The 24,382-nt window shown below is 60.7% G+C and carries 23 protein-coding genes; 7 read left to right on the top strand and 16 right to left on the bottom strand.

All coding sequences use genetic code 11. The features are described from left to right. Window positions 1-334: 334 nt before the first annotated feature. Entirely contained in the window at window positions 335-1,651 is a 1,317-nt protein-coding gene (locus AC1Z24_RS26130) for an ammonium transporter (RefSeq protein ID WP_483743293.1), read from the top strand. 141 nt (window positions 1,652-1,792) lie between these two features. Here AC1Z24_RS26130 and AC1Z24_RS26125 read toward each other — a convergent pair whose 3' ends face one another. The 8 genes from AC1Z24_RS26125 to AC1Z24_RS26090 form a co-directional block, all read right to left on the bottom strand. Then, window positions 1,793-2,563, bottom strand: coding sequence for an IclR family transcriptional regulator (locus AC1Z24_RS26125; RefSeq protein WP_483743292.1), 771 nt, complete (start codon window positions 2,561-2,563; stop codon window positions 1,793-1,795). Between the two features lie 113 nt (window positions 2,564-2,676). Next, window positions 2,677-3,246: a sarcosine oxidase subunit gamma gene (locus AC1Z24_RS26120; RefSeq protein WP_483743291.1), complete on the bottom strand. Its 570-nt coding sequence runs from the start codon at window positions 3,244-3,246 to the stop codon at window positions 2,677-2,679. Then, on the bottom strand, window positions 3,243-6,146 hold the full coding sequence (locus tag AC1Z24_RS26115; protein WP_483743290.1) for a 2Fe-2S iron-sulfur cluster-binding protein: 2,904 nt from the start codon (window positions 6,144-6,146) through the stop codon (window positions 3,243-3,245). Before AC1Z24_RS26115 ends, AC1Z24_RS26120 begins: the two co-directional genes overlap by 4 nt. Continuing rightward, the gene (locus tag AC1Z24_RS26110; RefSeq protein WP_259107311.1) at window positions 6,143-6,439 is read right to left on the bottom strand and encodes a sarcosine oxidase subunit delta; all 297 of its coding nucleotides are present in this window, start codon (window positions 6,437-6,439) and stop codon (window positions 6,143-6,145) included. Before AC1Z24_RS26110 ends, AC1Z24_RS26115 begins: the two co-directional genes overlap by 4 nt. 12 nt (window positions 6,440-6,451) lie before the next feature. Beyond that, window positions 6,452-7,690, bottom strand: a complete 1,239-nt coding sequence (locus AC1Z24_RS26105) for an FAD-dependent oxidoreductase (RefSeq protein WP_483743289.1) — start codon at window positions 7,688-7,690, stop codon at window positions 6,452-6,454. Then, the gene (folD, locus tag AC1Z24_RS26100) at window positions 7,672-8,574 is read right to left on the bottom strand and encodes a bifunctional methylenetetrahydrofolate dehydrogenase/methenyltetrahydrofolate cyclohydrolase FolD (protein WP_483743288.1); all 903 of its coding nucleotides are present in this window, start codon (window positions 8,572-8,574) and stop codon (window positions 7,672-7,674) included. The genes AC1Z24_RS26105 and folD overlap by 19 nt, the downstream gene beginning before the upstream one ends. Beyond that, window positions 8,571-9,437: a formyltetrahydrofolate deformylase gene (gene purU, locus AC1Z24_RS26095; protein WP_483743287.1), complete on the bottom strand. Its 867-nt coding sequence runs from the start codon at window positions 9,435-9,437 to the stop codon at window positions 8,571-8,573. The genes folD and purU overlap by 4 nt, the downstream gene beginning before the upstream one ends. Before the next feature lie 328 nt (window positions 9,438-9,765). Then, a complete protein-coding gene (locus tag AC1Z24_RS26090; RefSeq protein WP_259107321.1) occupies window positions 9,766-10,371 on the bottom strand; it encodes a helix-turn-helix domain-containing protein in 606 nt (201 codons plus the stop codon). A gap of 318 nt (window positions 10,372-10,689) precedes the next feature. Between AC1Z24_RS26090 and glnT the strand changes: the two genes are divergently transcribed. The 4 genes from glnT to AC1Z24_RS26070 all read left to right on the top strand — a co-directional run bounded on the left by glnT (window position 10,690) and on the right by AC1Z24_RS26070 (window position 15,109). Further along, window positions 10,690-12,024 carry a type III glutamate--ammonia ligase gene (gene glnT, locus AC1Z24_RS26085; RefSeq protein WP_483743286.1) on the top strand — a complete coding sequence of 445 codons (1,335 nt, stop codon included), beginning with the start codon at window positions 10,690-10,692 and terminating at the stop codon, window positions 12,022-12,024. Window positions 12,025-12,155: 131 nt separating this feature from the next. Then, window positions 12,156-13,061 (top strand): class II glutamine amidotransferase, encoded by a 906-nt coding sequence (locus tag AC1Z24_RS26080; protein WP_483743285.1) that lies wholly within the window; start codon window positions 12,156-12,158, stop codon window positions 13,059-13,061. An 11-nt stretch (window positions 13,062-13,072) separates the two neighbouring features. Beyond that, window positions 13,073-13,756, top strand: a complete 684-nt coding sequence (locus tag AC1Z24_RS26075; protein ID WP_259107327.1) for a GltB/FmdC/FwdC-like GXGXG domain-containing protein — start codon at window positions 13,073-13,075, stop codon at window positions 13,754-13,756. Between the two features lie 15 nt (window positions 13,757-13,771). Beyond that, window positions 13,772-15,109: an FMN-binding glutamate synthase family protein gene (locus AC1Z24_RS26070; protein ID WP_259107330.1), complete on the top strand. Its 1,338-nt coding sequence runs from the start codon at window positions 13,772-13,774 to the stop codon at window positions 15,107-15,109. A 630-nt stretch (window positions 15,110-15,739) separates the two neighbouring features. Here AC1Z24_RS26070 and AC1Z24_RS26065 read toward each other — a convergent pair. Further along, window positions 15,740-16,003 (bottom strand): YebG family protein, encoded by a 264-nt coding sequence (locus tag AC1Z24_RS26065; RefSeq protein ID WP_259107332.1) that lies wholly within the window; start codon window positions 16,001-16,003, stop codon window positions 15,740-15,742. A 289-nt stretch (window positions 16,004-16,292) separates the two neighbouring features. Here AC1Z24_RS26065 and AC1Z24_RS26060 point away from each other — a divergent pair, with 289 nt between their 5' ends. After that, window positions 16,293-16,778 carry a phosphate-starvation-inducible protein PsiE gene (locus AC1Z24_RS26060; protein ID WP_259107335.1) on the top strand — a complete coding sequence of 162 codons (486 nt, stop codon included), beginning with the start codon at window positions 16,293-16,295 and terminating at the stop codon, window positions 16,776-16,778. 176 nt (window positions 16,779-16,954) lie between these two features. Here the strand turns inward: AC1Z24_RS26060 and yiaY are convergent, their stop codons facing one another. The 5 genes from yiaY to AC1Z24_RS26035 all read right to left on the bottom strand — a co-directional run bounded on the left by yiaY (window position 16,955) and on the right by AC1Z24_RS26035 (window position 21,214). Further along, window positions 16,955-18,103: an L-threonine dehydrogenase gene (gene yiaY, locus AC1Z24_RS26055; protein WP_483743284.1), complete on the bottom strand. Its 1,149-nt coding sequence runs from the start codon at window positions 18,101-18,103 to the stop codon at window positions 16,955-16,957. Between the two features lie 211 nt (window positions 18,104-18,314). Beyond that, window positions 18,315-18,650, bottom strand: a complete 336-nt coding sequence (locus AC1Z24_RS26050; RefSeq protein WP_483743283.1) for a YXWGXW repeat-containing protein — start codon at window positions 18,648-18,650, stop codon at window positions 18,315-18,317. Between the two features lie 125 nt (window positions 18,651-18,775). After that, on the bottom strand, window positions 18,776-19,111 hold the full coding sequence (locus AC1Z24_RS26045) for a DUF3509 domain-containing protein (RefSeq protein WP_259107343.1): 336 nt from the start codon (window positions 19,109-19,111) through the stop codon (window positions 18,776-18,778). Window positions 19,112-19,535: 424 nt separating this feature from the next. After that, the gene (locus tag AC1Z24_RS26040) at window positions 19,536-19,961 is read right to left on the bottom strand and encodes an HPF/RaiA family ribosome-associated protein (RefSeq protein WP_483743282.1); all 426 of its coding nucleotides are present in this window, start codon (window positions 19,959-19,961) and stop codon (window positions 19,536-19,538) included. Between the two features lie 371 nt (window positions 19,962-20,332). Continuing rightward, a complete protein-coding gene (locus AC1Z24_RS26035; protein WP_483743281.1) occupies window positions 20,333-21,214 on the bottom strand; it encodes a helix-turn-helix domain-containing protein in 882 nt (293 codons plus the stop codon). Window positions 21,215-21,352: 138 nt separating this feature from the next. Between AC1Z24_RS26035 and AC1Z24_RS26030 the strand changes: the two genes are divergently transcribed. After that, entirely contained in the window at window positions 21,353-22,255 is a 903-nt protein-coding gene (locus AC1Z24_RS26030; protein WP_259107350.1) for a DMT family transporter, read from the top strand. 102 nt (window positions 22,256-22,357) lie between these two features. Here the strand turns inward: AC1Z24_RS26030 and AC1Z24_RS26025 are convergent, their stop codons facing one another. Both AC1Z24_RS26025 and AC1Z24_RS26020 read right to left on the bottom strand, forming a co-directional pair. Next, window positions 22,358-23,332: a 2-hydroxyacid dehydrogenase gene (locus AC1Z24_RS26025; RefSeq protein ID WP_483743280.1), complete on the bottom strand. Its 975-nt coding sequence runs from the start codon at window positions 23,330-23,332 to the stop codon at window positions 22,358-22,360. An 83-nt stretch (window positions 23,333-23,415) separates the two neighbouring features. Continuing rightward, window positions 23,416-24,366 carry a LysR family transcriptional regulator gene (locus tag AC1Z24_RS26020; protein WP_259107354.1) on the bottom strand — a complete coding sequence of 317 codons (951 nt, stop codon included), beginning with the start codon at window positions 24,364-24,366 and terminating at the stop codon, window positions 23,416-23,418. Window positions 24,367-24,382: the final 16 nt, after the last annotated feature.

The following is a 24,382-nucleotide window of genomic DNA, read 5'->3' as shown; positions in this document are numbered from 1 at the left end:
TTATTCGCGAAGGCGGTGTTGCAGGCAAGAAATATGCAGTGGATGTACCGGCCTCTTCGCGAATGAATTCGCTCACATTTATCTTCCACAGATCAGTCCTCTCCACTGCGCTCCGTTTTGGTGTGCACGCTGCCCGGCCGCGCACGCTTGCATGGCATGCCTCTTTCTTTAATCGCCTGTTTGCCCCTGATTGCCCGTCTTCACTACCTCTTTGGGGGTAGTCGAGCGCAGGTTGGCCGTTTATTTGCTTTATCTGAGGGAATCAAAATTTCCTTGTGGGAATGTTTATTCCGGCAAATCGGTCATTTCAGCGTTTCATTCAAGAGGACGTGCAATGAAAAACAAAGGAAGCGGTGTGCGCTATCTGGCGCCAGGCTTACTGGCAATCGGAGCAGGCAATGCCTGGGCGGCGGATGCGCCGGTGCTCAACAGTGGCGATACCGCCTTCGTCGCCACCTGTTCACTGGTGGTGCTGTTGATGACCTTGCCTGGCCTGGCGCTGTTTTACGGCGGCCTGGCGCGCAGTAAGAATGTGCTGTCGATTCTGATGCAGGTGTTCTCGGTCGCTTCGTTGATGTCGGTGCTGTTCGCCATCTACGGCTACAGCCTGACCTTCGCTCCCGGCGGCGACTGGCAAGCGTTTATCGGCGGCTGGGACAAGCTGTTCCTCAAGGGCGTCGGCCCGGATGCGCTGACCGGGACCATTCCTGAGTTGCTGTATTTCCTGTTCATGCTGCTGTTCGCCGCGATCACGCCGGCGATCATCGTTGGCGGTTTTGCCGAGCGCATGAAGTTTTCGGCGGTGATGGTGTTCATGGCCATCTGGTTGACCATCAACTACGTGCCCATGGCTCATATGGCCTGGGGCGGTGGTTGGGTGTTCAACCTTGGCGTGCAAGATTTCGCGGGCGGCAATGTGGTCCACGTCAACGTCGGCATCGCCTCGCTGGTCGGCGCTTATCTGCTCGGTCGCCGTCGCGGTTTCGGCACCTCGGCCCTGGCGCCGCACAACATGACCATGACCATGACCGGTGGCTCGATGCTCTGGGTCGGCTGGCTGGGTTTCTGCGGCGGCTGCGCTTTGATGGCCAATGGTTTCGCCATGCTGGTGATGGTCAACACCATGCTCGCCAGCGCCGCCGGGGCGATTGCCTGGCAACTGGTGGAGTGGAAGCATCGCGGCAAGCCGAGCATGCTCGGGGCGATCTCCGGTGCCATTGCCGGTCTGGTGGCAATCACTCCGGCCTGTGGTTTTGTCGGGCCGATGGGCGCGATCCTGCTGGGCTTTATCGTCGCGCCGATCTGCCTGTGGGCGGTGGAGAAGCTCAAGCCGATCATCGGCCTGGACGACGCCTTTGATGTGTTCGGCGTGCACGGTGTCGGCGGTATCGTCGGCGGCCTGCTGACCCCGGTCTTCGCCCTGCCGGTCCTGGGCGGCCTGGGTTTTACCGGCGAGCGCGGCCTGATCGAGCAACTGGGCGTCAACGGCGGCGTGCTGCTGTTCAGCATCCTGTTCTCCGGGCTGACCAGCTGGATTGCCTATGCCATAACGGCGAAGCTGTGCCGCGGCCTGCGGGTGGATGAAGAGCACGAAGTGGATGGCCTGGACCTGTCGGCCCATGGCGAGGTGGGATACAAGTATTCGAATTGATCCGGGGCTTGCGTTGATACCCGTGTGGGACCGGCTTTAGCCGGGAAGGCGTACAGTCAGTCACGAGGATGCTGAATGTGCTGACGCTTTCCCGGCTAAAGCCGGTCCCACCCTATTGGCTCCCCCCACAATGTAATGGATTCAGACGAACTTGCTGAATCCCAACTCCCGGGAAATCGCCGCACCGCTGGCCAGCACCTCGGCAATCATCAGCTGCTGCGTGCCGGGGCTGTCCATCACTGCGTCCGGCCCGGACAGGTTGATCGCGGCAATGATCTGCCCGTTGTGATCGCGAATCCCCGTCGCTACCGACGTCGAATAATCCGAACGATGCAGCACCCAGGCCTGTTGCCGATCCGCCGCGATCATTGCCAATAGTTCCGGCAGGGTCCGTGGCGCCGGGGCCGGGTAGCCGTCCAGGCGCACGCTCTGGTAGAGCTGGCTGAGTTCGCCGTCATCCAGCCCCGACAGCAGAATCCGGCCCATGGCCGTGCAGTGGCAGGTGATACGCGTGCCGATGGGGATATTCACCGACAGGCGTTGCGCGGCGAAGGCGCGGTAGAGGTACAGGCTGTCGGTCTGCTCGCGGATGCTGAGGTGGCACGACAGCGACGTGCGATCGCGCAGGGCGTTGAGATGGGGCATGGCGACTTCGACGATATCGCGGCTGGCCAGGTAGCTGAACCCATCGCTTATCACCCGGCTGCCGAGTTCATAGTGGCTGGTGAGTTTGTTCAGGTAACCCATTTCGGTCAGGGTGAACAGAATGCGATAGCAGGCCGAAGTACTGACCCCCAGGCGCGTGGCGATTTCATTGATGCTCAGGGTGCGGGTTTGGGCATTGAACATGCCCAACACGCTAAGCCCGCGTTGCAAGGCGGGCACCCAATAGTCGGTGGTGTCTTTGTCCATGCTGGGAAACCTGTTGAAGCTGAAGGCATTGGATCAATGTGGGACCGGCTTTAGCCGGGAAGGCGTCTTCCCGGCTAAAGCCGGTCCCACAGGGAAAAAGCTGCCCTCGAGACCTACTGAAACTCCTGCATCGCATCCAGCAACGCTGCGGTGAAGTATTCCCGCGATGCCCGGTCGAAGAGGATCTGGAAGCACGGCACCGGCCCGCTGCCGAGGTTGATCACGATGGCGTTGAGCCGCGCCACCGAGGTCTGGGCCACAGCGCCTGCCGGGAAGCTTTGTGCACGCAAGTCAACGCCACAGACCTTGGCCATGACCTCGGCCACGCAATCACCGCTCAGTTGCAGCCAGGCATGGCTGTCCTGACGTGGCAGCAGGTAGTTGGCCTGATGATCCAGCTCCCAGCGCGCTTCCTCATCGGCAATGCGCTGGCCCTGATCCTTTGTGCTGCCGAGGATGAAGTACTCGGTCTGGGACAACCGCGCCACATGGCTGCCGTCTGCCTGAGTCACAGCCTGGTTGGGCTGTGCGGGCAGGACGAAGTCGCGGCTGCGCAGATAGTCGGCGCTGAAACTGCCGCGAAAACCCACTCGCGGCAGGTCCGTCAAGTCGAGCAGGGCGCAGGGTGACAGCGCCGCCTGGGCGATGCCTTTTTCAAGATTTTCCGCTAGCAGACTGCTCATGCCTGGCGCTCCTGGCGTTGGTTATCGGGATCGAAAAACGGCAGCTGCACCACCGTGGCCTGGACCATCACGCCGCCTTCGACGCGGATCGGAATCTGCTGCCCCGGCGCGCTCTGGGTGGCTCCGGCATAGGCCAGGCCGATGATCTGGCCCAGCGTGGACGAGTACTCGCAGGAGGTGACGTTGCCGCTGATATCTGCGCCGTCGAGGACCAGATGGCCTTCCAGCGGTTGCGGGCTGCCTTTGGGCAGGGTGAAACCGACCAGCTTGCGCTTGAGCGGCTGGGCTTCGAGGATGTCCACCGAGCGGCGACCGACGAAGAACGGCTTGGTGCGGCTGACCGCCCAACCCATGTCGATCTCCGCTGGATGGGTCATGCCATCGGTGTCCTGGCTGATGATCACATGGCCTTTTTCCAGGCGCAGCAGGCGCTGGGTCTCGACGCCGAACGGGCGAATGTCGTGTTCCTTGCCTGCCAGCATCAGCGCATCCCAGAGCTGCAAGGCATGACGCGCCGGAACGTGGATTTCATACCCCAGCTCGCCGACGAAACCGACCCGCAGCAGCCGCGCCTTGATTCCGGCGACCGTGCCGGTGCGCACGCCCAGATACGGGAAGCCTTCGGGGCTCAGGTCGAGGTCGCTGCAGACCTTTTCCAGCACCTTGCGCGCATCCGGCCCGGCGACGTTGACTGCCGAGATGGCGGCGGTGACGTTGGCGATATCCACGTCCAGCCGCCACTGAGCGTTCCACTTGAGCATCTGCTGATAGATACGATCGACGCCGCTGGTAGTGGCGGTGACGTAGAAGTGATTCTCGGCAAAGCGTGCACACACGCCGTCATCGATCACCACGCCGTGCTCGTTGGTCATCAGCGCATAGCGCGAACGGCCCACGGGCTGCTTGAGGAAGGCGAAGGTGTACATGCGGTTGAGCAGTTCGGCGGCGTCCGGGCCGCGCACGTCGAGGCCGCCGAGGGTCGAGACGTCGATGATGCCGACCTTGTTGCGCACATGCAGGGCTTCGGCCTGCATGCAACGTTCACGATCCTCGGCCTTGCCGTAGTAGGCCGGGCGATGCCAGACACCGGCGGGCATCATCTTCGCCCCGGCGTCGAGGTGACGACGGTGCATGGGCGTTTGCCGATACGGGTCGAACGCGCGCCCGGCGACGTGGGCCAGTTTCTCCGGGGAGAAGGGCGGGCGGGCCGTGGTGACGCCGGTTTCGCTGATGCTGCGTTGGGTCGAAGTCGCGACCAGACGCGCTGTCGGCAAGGCCGAATGGCGGCCCTGGGACGGGCCCATGCCAACGGTAGAGAAGCGTTTGACCAGCTGGATATCGCGGTAGCCGCATTTGGTCGCGTTGATGATGTCCTGCACTTGCAGGTCCTCATCGAAGTCGACGAAATCCTTGCCCTTGGGATGGGGGAAGATCGGCCAGGGGAAGTTCACTCGGGCTTCGTCGATCAGCACCTGCTTGCTGCCCGAGGCCGGCAGACCCAGGGCCTGGATGATGTCCACGGCGATATTGCCCGCGTCGGCCAGGACGTTGTCGAGGTGGTGCTGCCCGTTGACGGAACCGGCGACATGCAGGATGCCCGGCAAACCGCTGAGGGCGAATTCGGCGCTGCTCTCGTCGTAAGCGAGCTTGCCGCCCGCCTGGCACAGCAACTGATAAACCGGCATGTACCCGGCGGACATGCACAGCAGGTCGCAGGGGATGATCTCGCCTCGCGCTTCCACCTGGCCCTGGCCAGTGATGCGCCGCACATCGACAGCGGTCACATGGCGCATGCCTTTTTCGTGCAGCGCCTCGTAGACGGTGCTGTTGGCGTGACAGGTGATGCCGCGCTGTTCCAGCTCGCGGGGCAGGCTGCGGTTGTCCGGGGTCGCGCGCATGTCCAGCAGGGCGGCGACGGTGACGCCCTGTTCGAGCAGATCGAGGGCGGCATAGTAGCCGTCGTCGTTGCCGGTCAGGACCACGGCACGCTGCCCTGGCTTGACCGCATACAGCTTCATCAGGCGCTGGGCAGCGCTGGTCAGCATGATGCCGGGCAGGTCGTTATTGCGGAAAATTACCGGCTGATCGAACGAACCGCTGGCTACCAGACACTGCTGCGCCCGCACCTTGTACATGCGCTTGCCCTGAATCACCGGCAGGTAGTTGTCGGTGAACCAGGCGTTGCACACGGCATTTTTGAGGATGCGGATATTGGCGTGCTGCTCGACGGCGTTGATCAGTTCTGTGCGCAGGTGTTCGGCGCGAGTCCCGGCGACATCGAAGCGTGCATAGGTCAGGGAGCCGCCGAGGATCGGCTGTTCTTCGATCAGCAGTACCTTGGCTCCGGCATTGGCGGCGGTCAGGGCGGCCTGCAAACCGGCAGGTCCGGCGCCGACCACGGCCAGGTCGGTGAACAGGTAAGCCTTGTCGTAATACTCGGGCTTGAAGTTCAGGTCCAGCACACCGAGGCCGGCCTTCTTGCGAATGATCGGCTCCCAGACTTTCCACATGCCCTTGGGTTTGAAGAACGCCTTGTAATAGAAACCCACGGGCATGAACTTGGAGAACTTGCCCATGTAGGCGTCTTTGTCGTCATCCAGCGAACCGTTGAAGTTCTGCCCGAATACTTTCAGATCGGCGCGAATCGGGTAGGCGTCGGCCAGCACGTTCGGTTCTTCCGGCAGTTGCACCAGCGTGTTGGCGTCCTGACCGGCCATGGTCAGGGGGCCGCGCGGGCGGTGGTACTTGAACGAACGCGACATCAGGAAGCGGCCATTGGCAAGCAGGGCGCTGGCGACGGTATCGCCCTGCACGCCCTGATAATCCTTGCCATCAAAACTGAAACGCAGCGGCTGGTCACGGTCGATCAACAGCCCCATGGGGGCGGGCAGGCGGCTCATCCGGCAATCTCCCTGGCGGCGAACTCGACGCGGGCGTTGAACACTTCCCGGGCATCGAAGGTGCGGATCACTTCATCGGTGACGGTGTGGCGCTCGGCCAGAAACCAGTAGCTGGATGGCGTGTGCATCCACCATTCGGTGACGACACCGGCCTCGTTATCGCTGTTGAACACGTAGTCGGCCCATTCCAGGTCAGTGCAAGTGGCCGGGTCCGGCATGCGCTTGAACTCGCCGCCGTAGGTGAATTCGCTGATATTGCGCAGCCCGTTGAGCGGGCAATGCAGAAGTTTCATTGTGTACCGCTCCTAGTGGCTGGCCGCTGTAGCGCCCATCTCGTTGACTTGAATGAAGCGCGAGAAACGCTCCAGGGCAAACGGCGCGATCAGCTCCGGGGGCTTGCCGGTGGCGACCATCTCGGCCATGGTCTTGCCGACGATGGGCGTGGCCTTGAAGCCCCAGGTGCCCCAGCCGGCGTCCAGGTAATAATTTTTTACCGGTGAAAGGCCCATGATCGGGCTGTAGTCCGGGGTCATGTCGGTGATCCCGGCCCACTGGCGCATCAGCTTGGCGTTGGCCAGGAACGGAAACATCTCGATGGCATGGGCCAGCAGGCTTTCCTTGAGGTCCAGGGTCGAGCGGGTGTTGTACAGCGGGTATGGATCGGAACCGCCGCCGAACACCACTTCGCCACGGCTGGTCTGCTGCACGTAGCAGTGCAGCGCCGACGAACTCACCAGCGGGTCGAGGAACGGCTTGAACGGCTGGGTGACCATGGCCTGCAACGGGTAGGTATGGATCGGTGCGCGGATACCGGCTTTCTTCAGCATCAGCGAACTGGCCCCGGCAATCGCTTGCACTGCGCAACCGCACTTGATGGTGCCGCGATTGGTTTTCACCGCAGTGATGGCGCCGTTTTCGATGACCAGGCCCTGTACTTCGGTGAGCTGATGAATCTCCACGCCGCGCTTGGCGGCCTCTTTGGCATAGCCCCAGGCCACGGCGTCGTGGCGGGCAGTGCCGCCGCTCATGTGCCAGAGCCCGGCCAGCACCGGAATATGCCCGGGGTCGAGGTTCAGGCTCGGCACCAGTTCGCGGATCTGCTGGCGGTCGATCATTTCCGTGCGGCCACCGAAATGCTTGTTCACTTCGGCACGCTGGCGGAACGCACGCACGGTGGCGTCGGTGTGGGCCAGGGTCAGTTGGCCGCGCTCGGAATACATGACGTTGAAGTTGAATTCGTTGGACAGGTTCTCGAACAGCTTCACCGACTCGATATAGAACTTCACGCCTTCGCTGGTCAGGTAATTTGAGCGAATCACCGCTGTGTTACGTGCGGTATTACCACCACCCAGGTAGGACTTTTCCAGCACCGCGACATTGGTGATGCCGTGGTACTTGGCCAGGTAATAAGCGATGGCCACACCATGGCCGCCACCGCCGATGATCACCACGTCATAGGAAGACTTCAGTTCCTTGGGCGGCGGCAGATCGACTTCGGCCGGGTATTCGGCGCCCAGCCCGTATTTCAAGAGATTGAAGGGCATGGGGCCTCCGATTTGGCGTGGGTTTTGGCCTGCTGTTGCGCGGCGATCAAGGTGTTTTTCATCAGGAAAGCGATGGTCATCGGGCCGACGCCACCGGGCACCGGAGTGATGGCGCTGACCACCGGCAGGGCGCTGTCGAAATCGACATCTCCGACCAGGCGGCTGCGCTCGCCTTCGGTAATGCGGTTGATGCCGACGTCGATGACCACGGCGCCAGGCTTGAGCCAGCTGGCGTCGATCATCCGCGGGCGACCGACGGCGGCGATGACGATATCGGCCTGGCGCGACAGCGCGGCGGCGTTCTGGCTGCGCGAGTGCAGCACGGTGACGCTGCAATGGGCCTGCAACAGCAGGGCGGCCATGGGCTTGCCGACGATATTCGAGCGGCCGATGACCACGGCGTGCTTGCCGCTCAGATCACCGACGGTATCGTGCAACAACTGCATGCAGCCCGAAGGCGTGCAAGGCGTCAGCACGTTGCGGCCCTGGCTCAGGCCACCGACGTTCTCGCTATGGAAGCCGTCGACGTCCTTGCCCGGATCAATGGCCTGCAGCGCCAGGGTTTCTTCGATATGGGCCGGCAGCGGCAGTTGCAGAAGGATGCCGTGCACTTCGCGGTCGGCATTGAGGCGACGGATCAGTTCCAGCAGCTCGTCTTCGCCAATGTCATCGGCCAGCTTGTACTCAAGGGAGCGAATGCCACATTCCTCGGCCCGCAGGATCTTGTTGCGCACATAGACCTGGCTGGCCGGGTCTTCCCCGACCAGAATCACCGCCAGGCACGGCTGAATGCCGTCCGCGACCATGCTCGCCACATCCACTTTCACCTGTTGCAGAACCCGCGCGGCGGCGGCCTTGCCATCGATCAGTTGGGCGCTGTTCATTTGAAAATCACCGTGCGGTCGTTGTTGAGGAAAACCCGGTGTTGCAGATGGAATTTCACCGCCTTGGAAAGGGCCACGGTCTCGGTATCGCGACCGATGGCGACCAGATCGTCCGGACGATAAGCATGATCGACGCGCTGCACTTCCTGCTCGATGATCGGGCCTTCGTCCAGGTCGCTGGTGACGTAGTGGGCGGTGGCGCCGATCAGCTTCACGCCGCGCTCGTAGGCCTGGTGGTAGGGCTTGGCGCCCTTGAAGCCGGGCAGGAACGAGTGGTGGATATTGATCGCCCGGCCTGAAAGCTGGCGGCACAGGTCATCGGAGAGAATCTGCATATAGCGGGCGAGGACCACCAGATCGGTTTCGGTTTCGTCGACGATCTTCATCAGTGCCGCTTCCTGCTGGGCCTTGGTGTCCTTGGTCACCGGCAGGTAGATAAAGCGAATGCCTTCACGCTCGGCCATGGGCCGCAGGTCCAGGTGATTGGAGACGATGGCGGTGATGGTCATGTCCATCTCGCCCTTGTGATGGCGGTACAGCAGGTCGGTGAGGCAATGGTCGAACTTGCTGACCATCAGCAGCACGCGCATCGGCTGATTGCTGTCGAACATCTGCCAGTCCATCTCGAACTGCTCGGCCACCTTCACGAAGCCCGCCTTGAGGCCGTCCAGCTCACCCTGCCGACCGTCGTTGAAACGAAACACCGCGCGCATGAAAAACTTGCCGCTGCCCTCGTCGTCGAACTGCGACATCTCACCGATGTAGCAGCCGCTTTCGGCGAGGTACGAAGTGACGGCCGCGACAATGCCGGATGTGGCGGCACAGCTGACCTTGAGAATGAAGGTGTTCTGAAGCATCGACATGACGAATGATCCTCGGGAGGTGACGGGCAGGTCATCACCGAGTGTTCGGGGGTGAAAGAAGTTTTTACCGGTCAATAAAAAATCCCACGGGGAATAATTTATTCCTGCGGATGCTTTTATAGGTGAAGCGGAGGGAGGGTGTCTAGAGGTTTTGTGAAAATTAGTTTCCCTTGGGGAAACTAAATGAGAGTGGCCGATATTGGAAATGTGGGAGCGAGGCTTGCCCGCGAAGGCGATATTTCAGATCACATATTTGCGTCGAATGTACCGGCCTGTTCGCGGGCAAGCCTCGCTCCCATAACATTTGTGTCTTGATTGCTATCTCGGGTTACTCACCATTACTGCCGTAATTCATGATCGACAACAACCGGATCGGCACCTGCAACAGCTGCTCCGGCCCGTGGGGCACGTCGCCATCGAAGGTCAGGCTGTCGCCGGCTTCCATCTTGTACAGCTGGTTGCCGTGGCGATAGACCAATTCACCTTCGAGCAAATGGAGGAATTCGGTGCCGGGGTGGGAGAAGGTCGGGAATTCCTCGCTGGCGTCGTCCATGGTCACCATATAGGCCTCGAAACTCTTCTTCGGCCCACGGGTGTGGTTGAGCAGGTGATAGGTGTGGCCTTTCTCCGTGCCACGGCGCACGACCTCAAGCCCTTCATCCTTCTTCACCAATAGCGCGCTGCCGCCCTGTTGGTCGTACTGGCTGAACAGCTTGGACATGGGAATACCCAGCACGTCGCACAGACGGCTGAGGGTGTCGAGGCTGGTGGAGACCTGGGCATTTTCGATCTTGCTCAGCATGCCCTGGCTGATCCCGGCGATGCGCGCGACTTCCGCCAGCTTCAAGTCCTGAGCTTGGCGTTGTCGCTTGATCTGCATGCCCAGGTACTGCTCGAGCTTGAGACGGGTCTGCGGTTCGGTCGCTGTATTCATGTGCCGCCCATTTTTGTGGCAGGAATTTCAATTACGCGCTCTAACGGGGCGCTCATCAGGCTCGGCGGGAATTTTGCGCGGGCAGATATTCGTACCGGGAAACGAATTTTCTCATAAATAAGATAAGCCTGTCGCGGATCCAGCGCGGTTTCGAGGGGTGTGGCGAGAGATTGGCAAAGCAATTGCATTCCTGTTGTGAAAGTTAATTTCCTTGTGGGAATTTTAACCCTGAGGTAAAAGGTCGATGTCGGTACGGCATGACGCCCTCGGGAAGACCTTCACATCATCGTCATGCTGTTGCCAATCAGGAGCCCAGCCATGTTGCCAAGCGAAACCCAACGTCTGATTCAGGAACACGGGATCAAATATGTCCTGGCGCAGTTCGTGGACATCCACGGCTCGGCCAAGACCAAGTCGGTGCCGATCTCCGGCCTGGAAATGGTCATTGAGGATGGCGCCGGTTTCGCCGGGTTCGCCATCTCCGGCATGGGCATGGAGCCCCACGGCCCGGACTTCATGGCCAAGGGCGATCTGGCGTCGCTGACCCCGGTGCCATGGCAGCCGGGCTACGGCCGGGTGGTCTGCATCGGTCACGTCGAAGGCAAGCCATGGCCTTACGACAGCCGTTATGTGCTGCAACAGCAAGTACAGCGCCTGAGCGACCGCGGCTGGACCCTCAACACCGGCCTTGAGCCTGAATTCAGCCTGTTCCAGCGAGATGCGGCCGGCAAACTGCAACTGGTCGACGCCAGCGATAACCTCGACAAGCCCTGCTACGACTACAAGGGCCTGTCCCGTTCCCGGGCCTTTCTCGAACGCCTGACCGAAGCCTTGCAGCCAGTGGGTTTCGACATCTATCAAATCGACCACGAAGACGCCAACGGCCAGTTCGAGATCAATTACACCTACAGCGATGCCATGGAATCGGCAGACCGTTTCACCTTCTTCCGCATGGCTGCGGGCGAGATTGCCAATGACATGGGCATGATCTGCTCGTTCATGCCCAAGCCGGACCCCAAGCGCGCCGGTAACGGCATGCACTTCCACCTGTCCATCGCCAGCGCCAGCAACAAGAACCTGTTTCACGACGCCAGTGACCCGAGTGGCATGGGCCTGTCGAAAATGGCCTACCACTTCGCCGCCGGCCTTTTGGCCCACGGCCCGGCTCTGTGTGCCTTCGCTGCGCCTACGGTCAATTCCTACAAGCGTCTGGTCGTGGGCAACTCCCTGTCCGGCGCAACCTGGGCCCCGGCCTTTATCGCCTTCGGTTCCAACAACCGCTCGGCCATGGTTCGCGTGCCCTACGGCCGCCTGGAATTCCGCCTGCCGGATGCCGGTTGCAACCCGTATCTGGTCAGCGCCGCGATCATCGCCGCCGGCCTGGATGGCATCGACCGCCAGCTGGAAATCGACAACGTCTGCAACGAGAACCTTTACAAACTGAGCCTTGAAGAAATCGCCGCACGCGGCATCAAGACCCTGCCGCAGTCGCTGAAAGAAGCCTGCGACGCACTGGAAGCCGATCCGCTGTTTGCCGAGGTGATGGGCAACGAAATCGTCGGCGAATTCATCAAGCTCAAGCGCATGGAGTGGGTGGAATACAGCCGCCATGTGAGTGATTGGGAAGTTAAGCGCTATACCGAGTTTTTCTAAAAAAACAGCTGCGAGCTGCGAGCCACGAGCTGCAAGTAAAAGCAGTGCGCGGCGGACACATAATTTTCTATTAACCCGGTCAGCTTGCAGCTCGTAGCTTGCAGCTCCCGAACGAAGTGAGGACTGCCTTCATGTGCGGAATCGTGGGTCTTTATCTGAAAAATCCGGCGCTGGAATCCCAGCTCGGCAAGCTGTTCGAACCCATGCTGGCGGCCATGACCGACCGTGGTCCGGACAGTGCCGGCTTCGCCATCTACGGTGATGAAGTGGCCGATGGCTGGGTCAAGCTGACCTTGCAGGCGACCACTGAAGATTACGACTTCAAGATGCTGGTCCAGGTCATTGAAGCCAAATTGGGCGTGCCGCTGGAGTGGTTCCAGAACGCTACGGCCATCGTCCTGAAGATCAAGGCTGAAGAAGCCGTGGTCCGCGCGGCCCTGGCTGAGCTGGCGCCAACGGTGCGCATCATGAGCGCCGGGCAAAGCATCGAAATCCTCAAGGGCATGGGTTTGCCGAAAGAGATTTCCGAGCGTTTCGGCCTGGGTTCCATGAAGGGCAGTCACATCATCGGCCACACCCGCATGGCCACCGAAAGCGCGGTGACCATGGAAGGCAGTCACCCGTTTTCCACCGGTGCCGACCTGTGCCTGGTGCATAACGGCTCGCTGTCCAACCACTTCCGCCTGCGTCAGGAACTGCGCCGCGAAGGCATCCATTTTGAAACCGAAAACGACACCGAAGTCGCCGCCGGTTACCTGGCCTGGCGCCTGCAGCAGGGCGATTCGCTCAAGCAGGCGCTGGATAACTCCCTCGAAGCGCTGGACGGCTTTTTCACCTTCGCCATCGGCACGCGCAACGGTTTTGCGGTGATCCGCGATCCGATTGCCTGCAAGCCGGCGATCCTCGCCGAGACCGACGACTACGTCGCTATGGCCTCGGAATACCAGGCGCTGTCGAGCCTGCCGGGCATTGAAAAAGCCAAGGTCTGGGAACCTGTCCCGGCCACCATGTACATCTGGGAACGCGAGTCGGCTTAAGGAGCACGCACATGAAAACCATCGATCTTTCCACTGCCACCGTGCGTGATCTCAATCAGGCGCTGCACGACCAGGTCAACAACGTTCAAGACCGCGAATGGGTCGTGACCCACGCCAACGGCGCTCACAACCTGGCGGTCGGCGTCAACGAAGCGGTATCCATCGATATCCAGGGCCACGCCGGTTACTACTGCGCGGGCATGAATCAGAAAGCCAATATCACCGTGCACGGCAACGTCGGTGTGGGCTGCGCGGAAAACATGATGTCCGGCTATGTGCGGGTCAAGGGCAGTGCTTCGCAGGCAGCCGGGGCCACGGCTCACGGCGGGCTGTTGGTCATCGAAGGTGATGCCGGTGCCCGTTGCGGCATTTCCATGAAAGGCATCGACATCGTGGTTGGCGGCAGCATCGGCCATATGAGCTGCTTCATGGGCCAGGCCGGGCGTCTGGTGGTGTGTGGCGACGCCGGGGATGCCCTGGGCGATTCGCTGTACGAAACCCGCATCTACGTCAAAGGCAAGGTCGAGTCCCTGGGCTCGGACTGCATCGCCAAAGAGATGCGCGCCGAGCACCTGGAAGAGCTGCAAGAGCTGCTTAACCGCGCCGGTTTCAACGAAAAGGCCGCGGACTTCAAGCGCTATGGCTCGGCCCGTCAGCTGTACAACTTCAAAGTCGATAACGCGTCCGCGTACTGATTCAGGAGCAAGAACATGAGTGATTCGCAAACCCCAAAGGCACCTCCAGTACTGCGTGAATCGGCCACCTTCGACCGTCTGACCATTCAGGAAATCCAGCGTGCCGCCGAAACCGGCATCTACGACATTCGCGGCGGCGGCACCAAGCGCAAGCTGCCGCACTTCGATGACCTGCTGCTGCTCGGCGCCAGCGTGTCGCGTTACCCGCTGGAAGGCTACCGCGAGAAATGCGGCACCGACGTCATCCTCGGCAACCGCTTCGCCAAGAAGCCGCTGCACCTGAAAATCCCGGTGACCATCGCCGGCATGAGCTTTGGTGCGCTGTCGGCCAATGCCAAAGAAGCCCTGGGCCGTGGCGCCACCATCGCCGGGACCAGCACCACCACCGGGGACGGCGGCATGACCCCGGAAGAACGCGGCCAATCGCAGCATCTGGTGTATCAATACCTGCCGTCACGCTACGGCATGAACCCCGACGACCTGCGCAAGGCCGACGCCATTGAAATCGTCCTCGGCCAGGGCGCCAAGCCGGGCGGCGGCGGCATGCTGTTGGGCATGAAAGTCACCGAGCGTGTGGCCGGTATGCGCACCTTGCCCGTCGGTGTGGACCAGCGTTCGGCCTGCCGTCACCCGGACTGGACCGGCCCCGACGACCTGGCAATCAAGATCGCCGAGATCCGTGAAATCACCGACTGGGAAAAACCCATCTACGTGAAAATCGGCGCCAGCCGCCCGTACTACGACGTCAAGCTGGCGGTAAAAGCCGGTGCCGATGTGATCGTCCTCGACGGCATGCAGGGCGGCACGGCGGCGACCCAGGAAGTGTTTATCGAACACGTCGGCATCCCGATTCTGCCGGCCATCCCGCAAGCGGTTCAGGCGCTGCAAGAGATGGGCATGCATCGCAAGGTGCAGTTGATCGTCTCGGGCGGTATCCGCAACGGCGCCGATGTGGCCAAGGCCATGGCGTTGGGCGCTGACGCAGTAGCCATTGGCACGGCGGCACTGATCGCCCTGGGCGACAACCACCCGCGTCTGGACGAGGAGCTGAAGAAGATCGGCTCGGCAGCCGGTTTCTACGATGACTGGCAGAACGGCCGTGACCCGGCTGGTATCACTACCCAAGACCCGGAACTGTCCAAGCGCCTCGACCCGGTGGAAGGCGGCCGTCGTCTGGCCAACTACCTGCGCGTACTGGTGCTGGAAGCCCAGACCATGGCCCGTGCGTGCGGCAAGTCGCACCTGCATAACCTCGATCCGGAAGACCTGGTGGCACTGACCGTTGAATCGGCGGCCATGGCGCGAGTGCCGTTGGCCGGGACTAACTGGATTCCGGGGCAGCAGCAGTATTGAGCCGATCGCACTCATGCGGTCCTTGTGGGAGCGAGGCTTGTCGGACCGCCGCACCGCCGCGAAGAGGCCGGTACGTCTGACGCATTTTTTGCGCCTGACACATTGTCTTCGCGGGCAAGCCTCGCTCCCACAGGTTTTGTGCTTTTTTTCAGGATTTTTGCTGTGTTTGCAGGACAAGTCTTACAAGAAAAGTGATGAATCTGAAGGATCGCTTTCTTTATCTTGAGTGAAATTTCCTTAACGATCTCAGCCGCTTGTGCCTGCAAATTTCCGGGACTAGTCTGCGCGCCGTCACTGACGAATCAGTGATCGGGCGTGAGAACCCGGCTTTTATATAGGCACAGGCTGTCATTGCATATGGCAGTTGTGTGCAGGCAGACCTCGGTCTGGCCGGGTGCCTATAACCGGTATTCTCACCCTGCACATAGCTGCCACCTTTGCCCCGTGAGAATGGCAATGGATGGCTGCAGAAACCCGTCAACGCGTAACCTTGCAGGTTAACGCGGTTGGATTTTGTGGGACCGGCTTTAGCCGGGAAGGCGCAGGTATGACCGGTGTATTTTTATTGCCTGTCACATTGCCTTCCCGGCTGAAGCCGGTCCCACATGACCCATGTGGGGCCAATTCAAATCACTCGCTCGCAGCAGGCTGATCCAGCTCTTCCAATGCCGCCGCATTGTTCTTGAACGCCGCCGCAAACACCGTGCGGTTCTTGGCCATGAAGATGCCGATATCTTCAGCCAGGTTTTCGGCCAGGTCCGGGACGTTCTTGATCAGGGTCGCGGTCAGGGATTCGGCCAGTTCGAGCATCTGGTCGTGTGCATCGGCGAGTTTGCGGTCCACGAATGTAGTCTCCAAGTCGCGGGTACTGCGATACAGGGTTTCAACAGCCATATTCGGCCTCGTCTGTTAGGGGCTAATCCCCGATTGAAGGTTGCAGTCTGTTCTGGTGTGCCGGGGCCGCATACCGGCCTTTAGCAATTACTGTGTATTTATACAGGTGTCAGGATAGTCCAAATACCCGCCTGCTGAACAGGGGGGATTGCAGTCTTTTTTACACCTTGCGACAACCCGTCACGCCCTCAACCATAGCCAATGGCCCTGATCCTGCTTTAAAAAGCCTGTCGCTCAAAGCGTCACGCTTGGGCGCTACGCTCCAATCGTCTGATCAAGGAAGTACATCGTGAAAATCAACTGGGCTGAAACCTTGCGTCAGCGCGTACATAACTGTGCTGAATCACTGGGCAACCTGTTCGTCGAAAGCTTCCACTATCTGGCGCTGTTCGCCATCGGCGGGGTCACGGCGTGGGCGGCGGTCATGGCGTTCCTGGGCATGCTGGAAAAGGGCCACATTGCCGTCGATGACATCCTGTTGCTGTTCATCTACCTGGAACTGGGGGCGATGGTCGGGATTTATTTCAAGACCAACCATATGCCCGTGCGCTTCCTGATCTACGTGGCGATCACGGCCCTGACGCGCCTGCTGATCTCCGACGTCTCGCACCATAACCCACCGGATATCGGCATCATCTACCTGTGCGGCGGGATTCTGCTGCTGGCGTTTGCGATTCTGGTGGTGCGCTACGCGTCGTCGCAGTATCCGTCGGTCAAGGTGCAGGATCCGCATAGCAAGACCAAGGCGCTGGTTGAGGAGAGTGGGGAGAGTTAATAGCTGGAGGGATCATCAGACCTGCGGTGGATATGTGGGAGCGAGGCTTGCCCGCGAAGAGGCCGGCACATCCGACGCATTTTCTGCGGCAGGAATATCGCCTTCGCGGGCAAGCCTCGCTCCCACAGACCAGAGGCAAAAAAGGAGCCCCGAGGGGCTCCTGATGTGGTCAGGCATCACATCGCAATACGGAAAATCTCTTCGATCTCGCCCTGATTCGCCGGGCGCGGGTTGGTGAAGCCGCAAGCGTCTTTCATGGCGTTGGCGGCCAGGGTCGGGATGTCGTCAGCCTTGGCGCCCAGTTCGGCCAGGCCGCCCGGAATGCCGATATCTCCCGACAGTTTGCGAATGGCCGCAATGGCCGCCGCTGCGCCTTCGGTGTTGTCCAGACGCTGGGTGTCGATGCCCATGGCGGTGGCTACATCTTTCAGGCGAGCCGGGCAGACGCTGGCGTTGAAGCTTTCCACATGGGGCAGCAATACCGCGTTGCAGACACCGTGGGGCAGGTCGTAGAAACCGCCCAACTGGTGCGCCATGGCATGCACATAACCCAACGAAGCATTGTTGAAGGCCATGCCCGCGAGGAACTGCGCATAGGCCATGTTTTCCCGCGCGGGCATGTCATTGCCGTTGGCGACGGCGGTGCGCAGGTTGGCGGAGATCAGTTCCACGGCCTTGAGGGCGCAGGCGTCGGTGATCGGCGTGGCGGCGGTGGAGACGTAGGCTTCGATGGCGTGGGTCAGGGCGTCCATACCCGTGGCAGCGGTCAGGCCCTTGGGCATGGCGGCCATCAGCGCCGGGTCGTTGACCGACAGCAGCGGGGTGACGTTGCGGTCGACGATAGCCATTTTCACGTGGCGGGTTTCGTCGGTGATGATGCAGAAGCGGGTCATTTCACTGGCCGTGCCGGCCGTGGTGTTGATGGCAATCAGCGGCATTTGTGGCTTGGCTGACTGGTCGACACCTTCGTAATCGCTGATTTCCCCGCCGTTGGCCGCCACCAGAGCGATGCCCTTGGCGCAGTCATGGGGCGAACCGCCACCGAGGGAAATAATGAAATCGGCGCCGCTGAGCTTGAGTTGCTCCAGGCCTTTTTCCACGTTGCTGACAGTCGGGTTGGGTTTGGCGCCGTCGAAGATCGTGGCATTGATGTCCTGCTCTTGCAGCAGCGCCGCGACCTTGGTCGCTACGCCTGCCTTGGCCAGGCCCGCATCGGTGACGATCAGTGCGTGACGGAAGCCGTATTTACGGATGGCATCCATGGCTTCTTTGAGACTGCCGATGCCCATCATGTTCACGGACGGAATGAAAAAGGTGCTGCTCATGATTAATCCTCTTTTTATGGTTATTTGGCCGGGCAGGCCGCAGGTGCAATCATCAAGTGGGATTCATCCTAGGAGCATCATGCGGGGGACTAAATGGTCCTTTAGGTAGGGAAATAACGGGTCTTTGGTCGTAGTGGCGCGATGATGGGAACAGTAAATTGCAGGCAAAAAAATGCCCCGGTGAGGGGGCATTTTTGCTGCTTTCAAAGCGTTAGCGGGCCCATTCGCCCTGATGCCAGTGCCAGCTGTTGCCGCGCTGTTCCCAGTACGGGTGCACGTAGCGATAACCGGCGCGTTCCGGTTCCCAATGGCCGTGTACTGCCACATAGCGGCCGCCTTCCCAGTTCCAGTAGCCGCGGGCCCAGATGTAGCCCGGACGCGGACGCGGTTCGACTTCGACGTACTGTACGGGCGGCGGTTGCGGGGCGATGACTTCGGCGTAGGCGGGGCGTTCGACCACGACCCGACGTTCGCGGTAAGGGTGCTCATAGACGCAGCCGGAAGCGGTGGCAACCAGTGCGAGCACAGCAGCGTAACGTAAAAACATACAACCTCCTCGGTGGTCCCGGCGTCGGGTCAAACAGCGCCGGGAGGGACGATCGGGTTAGTTGTAACAGATTATGTCTGTCGACTGCCTGAACATGGATCCTGCCACCTGGATTGTGGGACCGGCTAAAGCCGGGCCACCTGCACATTGCGCAGGCTCTGCCAGTCATTGCGGCGGGCCGGGACAGCCAGGGTGCGCAGGTTATCGCCGTCGGTCATGGCCGCGAGGATTTCCATGGCGCAGTGGCCTTTTTCGATGGCGATGCCGAATTGCACGCTCTCGATAAGCCGCGCCAGGCGCTTGGGCTCGTTGCGCTGGGCGGCGCTGATCAGGCGTTTGGCAACCACGCCCGATTCGTTGGAAAGGGTCAGCATGATACTGCCATCGAGGCCTTGAATACTCAGATTCACCCGGTAGTCAGGGTGAAAGGCATCGGTGATCTGTTGAAATGGATTATCCATTATTCGCTACCTGCCAGTGGGTCTGCATAAGTTGACTTGGTGTTAGTCCCTTTAGTTCTCAACGGGTGATCAACGGCGTGAAGTTTTATGTTCGGCCATTGGGATGGGTACACCGGTGTACTTGCATGGTTCGGGCCAGATATCGCGCAGTAGCATTGAGTGCAGAGGCAGGCAGGACGCGGGGTTCAGCGTTTGTTGGTCGATGCGGGTGTCGATTGTAGGACGATCCGTCGAGCGGTCGTTTTGGGGAGGTGTTGTAGATATTGAACAAAGCACCATTACAGCGCCCGGAGCGTATGCCTTGGTGCGCTCTGTGGTGGCATATACAGCGTTTTCACATCACTGTAATAGATGCACGCAAACACAAAGGGCGAGCCTGTTTTCACAGGCCCGCCCTTGTCGATGGTGATGATGAAAAGTTGAATCAGCCGACCTGAGCTTCTTTCTCCTGCTCTTTTTCCAGGAATTCTTCCTGCAGCAGAGCGTCCGGATTGGCAGCGTCCTGATCTTCAAGGACTACGGCATTTTGACCTGGGCGTTTGTGGCGCAGTTTGCCAAACAGGTGCTCCAGGGCGTGATCAAGTTTTACAGCGGCGCCATCCACTGCCTGGGCCAGGCTATCGGCTTTGTGGGTGACTGAAATCGGTTGGTGTCCTTTTGGCCGGGCTTCCATCTGGCAGCGAATGTCATGCGGGCCGGGCTTGTCGCCATTTTCGTCGCGGATATGGACTTCGACGCGGGTCAAATCTTCTTCATAGCGTTCGAGCGTGCTTTCAACAGTGGTACGTACCCACTCCTCCAGTCGGATGCTGCTTTCGATGTGGTTATCGCTATTGACTTGGATTTGCATAGTTCTTCCCTTATTAGGCTTGCTCGTGAGTGCAGAACGGCGGGCCTCTGGTGAGGTCCGTTTACTGCGCCCTCACTCACAGTGTTGGCGCCGATCGATAAACAATTCAACCCAATAAGACAGAAATATTTTTGCGCAGAAAAAAATTGATTCAGCAGGTTCGCTGAAGATGTCGGGGTTTTCCTTGGGGATCCTGAGGCATCGACAATGATGGCGGGTTTTGTGAAGGCATTATTTGTTACAGATAGGGTTTCTTTGGGCGTGGCGCGGTCGCCGTTGGAGCGAGGCTTGCCCGTGAAAAAGGACAACGCGGTGCATCAGACATATTGTGTCAAGGCGTTCGCGGTCAAGCCTCGCTCCAACAAGTCGCGTCAGCGTTGATTAACAAACGCCAACCGATACTCCCCCGGCGTCGCTCCCACCACCTGGCGGAAGCGATTGGTGAAGTGGCTGGCGCTGGCAAATCCGCAGCTCAGAGCGATTTCGCCGAGGGGCTGGCGGGTGCCGCGCAGCAGTTGCCGGGCGTGCTCGAGGCGCCGTGCCAGCAGGTACTGGTGCGGCGGCAGGCCGAAGCTTTCGCGGAACATGCGGGCGAAATGGTATTCGGACAGGGCGCACATGCCTGCCAGTTGCCCGAGGCTTAGGGGCTCGGCCAGGTGCTGGTCGATAAACTCCACCAGTTGCCGTCGCAGGTGCGGAGCCAGGCCGCCCTTGACCCGCAAGCCCTCGCGCTGACCGACCTGGCTCAGCAGCGTGTGGCTGAGCAGCTCATGGGCCAGGCTGCTGCCCAGCAGGCGTTCGCCGGGTTCGTTCCAGTCAAAGTGCAGCAGTTGCTGAAAACGTTCAACCTGAGCCGGGTCGTCGAAAAAGGTGTCTTCGCGCAGTTGCAGTTCCCGGGGCTCACGGTCGAGCAGGGTAATGCAACCCAGGGCGAACTGTTCCGGGCTGACGTACAGGTGCGCCAGGCGGATCTCGCCGTTGATCACCCAGGACGATTCGTGCCCGGCGGGCAGGGTGCAGAGCTTGCCGGGGCTGCCCTTGGTGTCGGGTTGATCTCGACGAAAGGTACCGGTGCCGCCACCGATGTAGCACGACAACGTGTGGTGAGTCGGCCCGTGATACTCCTGAGCGTCATGCCGGTTGTTCCACAACGCCGCGACCAACCCGTCGCCCAGCCCGGCGCTGCGCTCGAGGCGCGCATTGGGTGAGCTGTTCAGGGCCTGGAAGACCTGGAGGTTGTCGAGTAGTGGCATTTTCGTACGGTTCCTGTAGGCCTTGCATCCTACTCCGCCCCTCGCCATCTGCCAGCCGGTGGACGATCAAATGCGCAAGATTTTGCAAGTGCCCGCACGCGCTGCGCCGCAGACTGACGGCTCATCGAGGAGCCCGTCATGAACATCTCGCTTTACCTGTTGACCGTACTGATCTGGGGCACGACCTGGATTGCCCTGAAATTGCAGCTCGGTGTCGTCGCCATTCCGGTGTCCATTGTCTATCGCTTCGGTTTTGCCGCGCTGATGCTGTTTGCGATCCTGCTGCTCAGCGGTCGCCTGCAGAAGGTCAATCGCCGCGGCCAGTTGATCTGCGTGGCCCAGGGACTGTGCCTGTTCTGCGTCAACTTCATGTGCTTCTACACCGCCAGCCAGTGGATCCCCAGTGGCCTGATCGCCGTGGTGTTTTCCACGTCCACTCTGTGGAATGCGCTGAATGCGCGGATCTTCTTCAAGCAGAAAGTCGCGCGCAATGTGTTGGGCGGTGGTGCCCTTGGCCTGCTCGGGCTGGCGTGTCTGTTCTGGCCGGAATTGTCGGGCCATAGCGCCAGCCGCGAGACCCTGATCGGCCTGGGTCTGGCTCTGCTTGGCACGCTGTGCTTCTCGGCGGGCAACATGTTGTCGAGCCTGCAACAGAAGGCCGGGCTGCGGCCTCTGACTACCAATGCTTACGGCATGCTCTATGGTGCGGGGATGCTCGCGTTGTATTGCCTGCTCAGCGGTACGCCGTTCAGCTTCGAGTGGAATACCCGCTATATCAGTTCGCTGGCGTATCTGGTGGTGGCGGGTTCAGTGATCGGCTTTACCGCCTACCTGACCCTGGTCGGGCGCATGGGGCCTGAGCGCGCGGCGTATTGTACGGTGCTGTTCCCGGTGGTGGCGCTGAATATCTCGGCGTTTGCCGAGGGCTATCACTGGACGCTGCCAGCGCTGGCCGGATTGGCGTTGGTGATGCTGGGGAATGTGCTGGTGTTCAGGAAGCCAAAGGCGGTGAGTGTGCCGGTGGCGGCAAAGATGGCGTAGCACATCATGTGGGAGCGAGGCTTGCCCGCGAATCAGGCGACGCGGTGTATCAGGCGCATCGCGTTGACCCGTTCGCGGGCAAGCCTCGCTCCAACGATCTAACTAGCCCTTCCATACCTGCGGATTAACCAGGTTCTTCGGCTTATCACCCAGCAACGCACTGCGCAGGTTTTCATAAGCCAGGTCAGCCATGGCCTGGCGGGTTTCCGAAGTGGCGGAGCCGATATGGGGCAGGGTCACGGCGTTGCTCAGCTGGAACAGCGGCGACTCGCTCAGGGGTTCTTTTTCGTAGACGTCCAGCCCGGCGCCGCGAATGGTGCCGTCCTGCAGGGCCTTGATCAGCGCCGGTTCGTCGACGATCGGGCCACGGGCGATATTGATCAGGATCGCGTTGCGCTTCATCAGGCCCAACTCGCGGGTGCTGATCAGGTGGCGGGTTTTTTCGCTCAAAGGCACAACCAGGCAGACGAAATCAGCTTCGGCCAGCAGTTGATCGAGGCTGCGGAACTGCGCGCCCAGTTCCTGCTCGACTTCGGTCTTGCGGCTGTTGCCGCTGTACAGGATCGGCATGTTGAAACCCAGGCGCCCGCGACGGGCGATGGCCGCGCCGATATTGCCCATGCCGACGATACCCAGGGTCTTGCCATGCACATCCGTGCCGAAGTGCGGCGCTTCGACGCTGCGTTTCCATTGCCCGGCCTTGGTCCAGGCGTCCAGCTCGGCAACGCGGCGGGCGCTGCTCATGATCAGCGAGAAACCCAGGTCTGCGGTGCTTTCGGTCAGCACGTCCGGGGTGTTGGTGAGCATGATCCCGCGTTCGTTGAAGTAGCCGACGTCGTAGTTGTCGTAGCCCACCGAGATGCTCGAGACCACTTCCAGTTGCGTGGCGCTGGCCAGTTGCTCGCGACCCAGGGCGCGACCGGCACCGATCATGCCGTGGCTGTGGGGCAGGGCTTCGTTGAACTGGGCGTTAAGGTCGCCTTTTTTCGGATCGGGGATGATCACGTTGAAGTCTTGCGACAGGCGCTCGGCCATTTCAGGGGAGACGCGGCTGAAGGCCAGGACGGTCTTTTTCATCGGGCAGTTACTCGCTGGTGCTCTCTGGGAATGGGTAGCACCCTATCATTCATGCCCGTCCTTGGGCAGCCGATTTGCGAGTCTCAGGCATTCAGCGAGGTCAGGGTGTGGGTCTGCAAGTCGGCTTCATGGGCGGCCATGAGTTCCGGCAGAGAGCCGCGCAGGTACTCGACCCAGGTCTTGATTTTGGCATCCAGGTACTGGCGCGAAGGGTAGATGGCGTACAGGTTCAGCTCATGGGAGCGGTAGTTGGGCAGCACTCGCACCAGCGTGCCGTTGCGCAGGCCATCAATGGCGGCGTAGATCGGCAGCAGGGCGATGCCCATGCCGCTGCTGATCGCGGCTTTCATCGCATCCGGCGAGTTGACCAGGAACGGCGAACTGGTGATGTTGACCATTTCCTGGCCTTCGGGGCCATCGAACACCCACTTTTCCAGGGGGTAGATCGGGCTGATCAGGCGCAGGCAGGAGTGATTGAGCAAATCACTGGGCTTGTGCGCCATGCCAAAGGTTTTCACGTAGCCGGGTGAGGCGCAGGCAATGCTGTAGGTGATGCCCAGCCGTTGCGAGACGAACCCTGAGTCCGGCAGCTCGCTGGCCAGGACGATGGACACGTCATAGCCTTCTTCAAGCAGATCCGGCGCGCGGTTGGCCAGGGTCAGGTCGAAGGAGACATCCGGATGATTGCGCCGATAGCGGGCAATGGCATCGATCACATAGTGCTGACCGACGCCAGCCATGGAGTGCACCTTGAGCTGGCCGGCCGGGCGCGCGTGGGCGTCGCTGGCTTCGGCTTCGGCTTCTTCGACATAGCCGAGGATCTGCTCGCAACGCAGCAGGTAGCGTTTGCCCGCTTCGGTCAGGGCGATCCGCCGGGTGGTGCGATTGAGCAGCCGGGTCTGCAAATGGGCTTCAAGGTTGGAAACGGCACGCGACACGTTGGCCGTGGTGGTATCGAGCTGAACGGCGGCCGCAGTGAAGCTGCCCGCTTGTGCCACGCAACTGAAAGCGCGCATGTTTTGCAGAGTGTCCATGAGCTGTTCTCTGATG

The organism is Pseudomonas sp. JL23 (assembly GCF_056933585.1).
The sequence above is the reverse complement of the archived record's forward strand: the minus strand, read 5'-3'. Positions and strand labels throughout refer to the sequence as shown.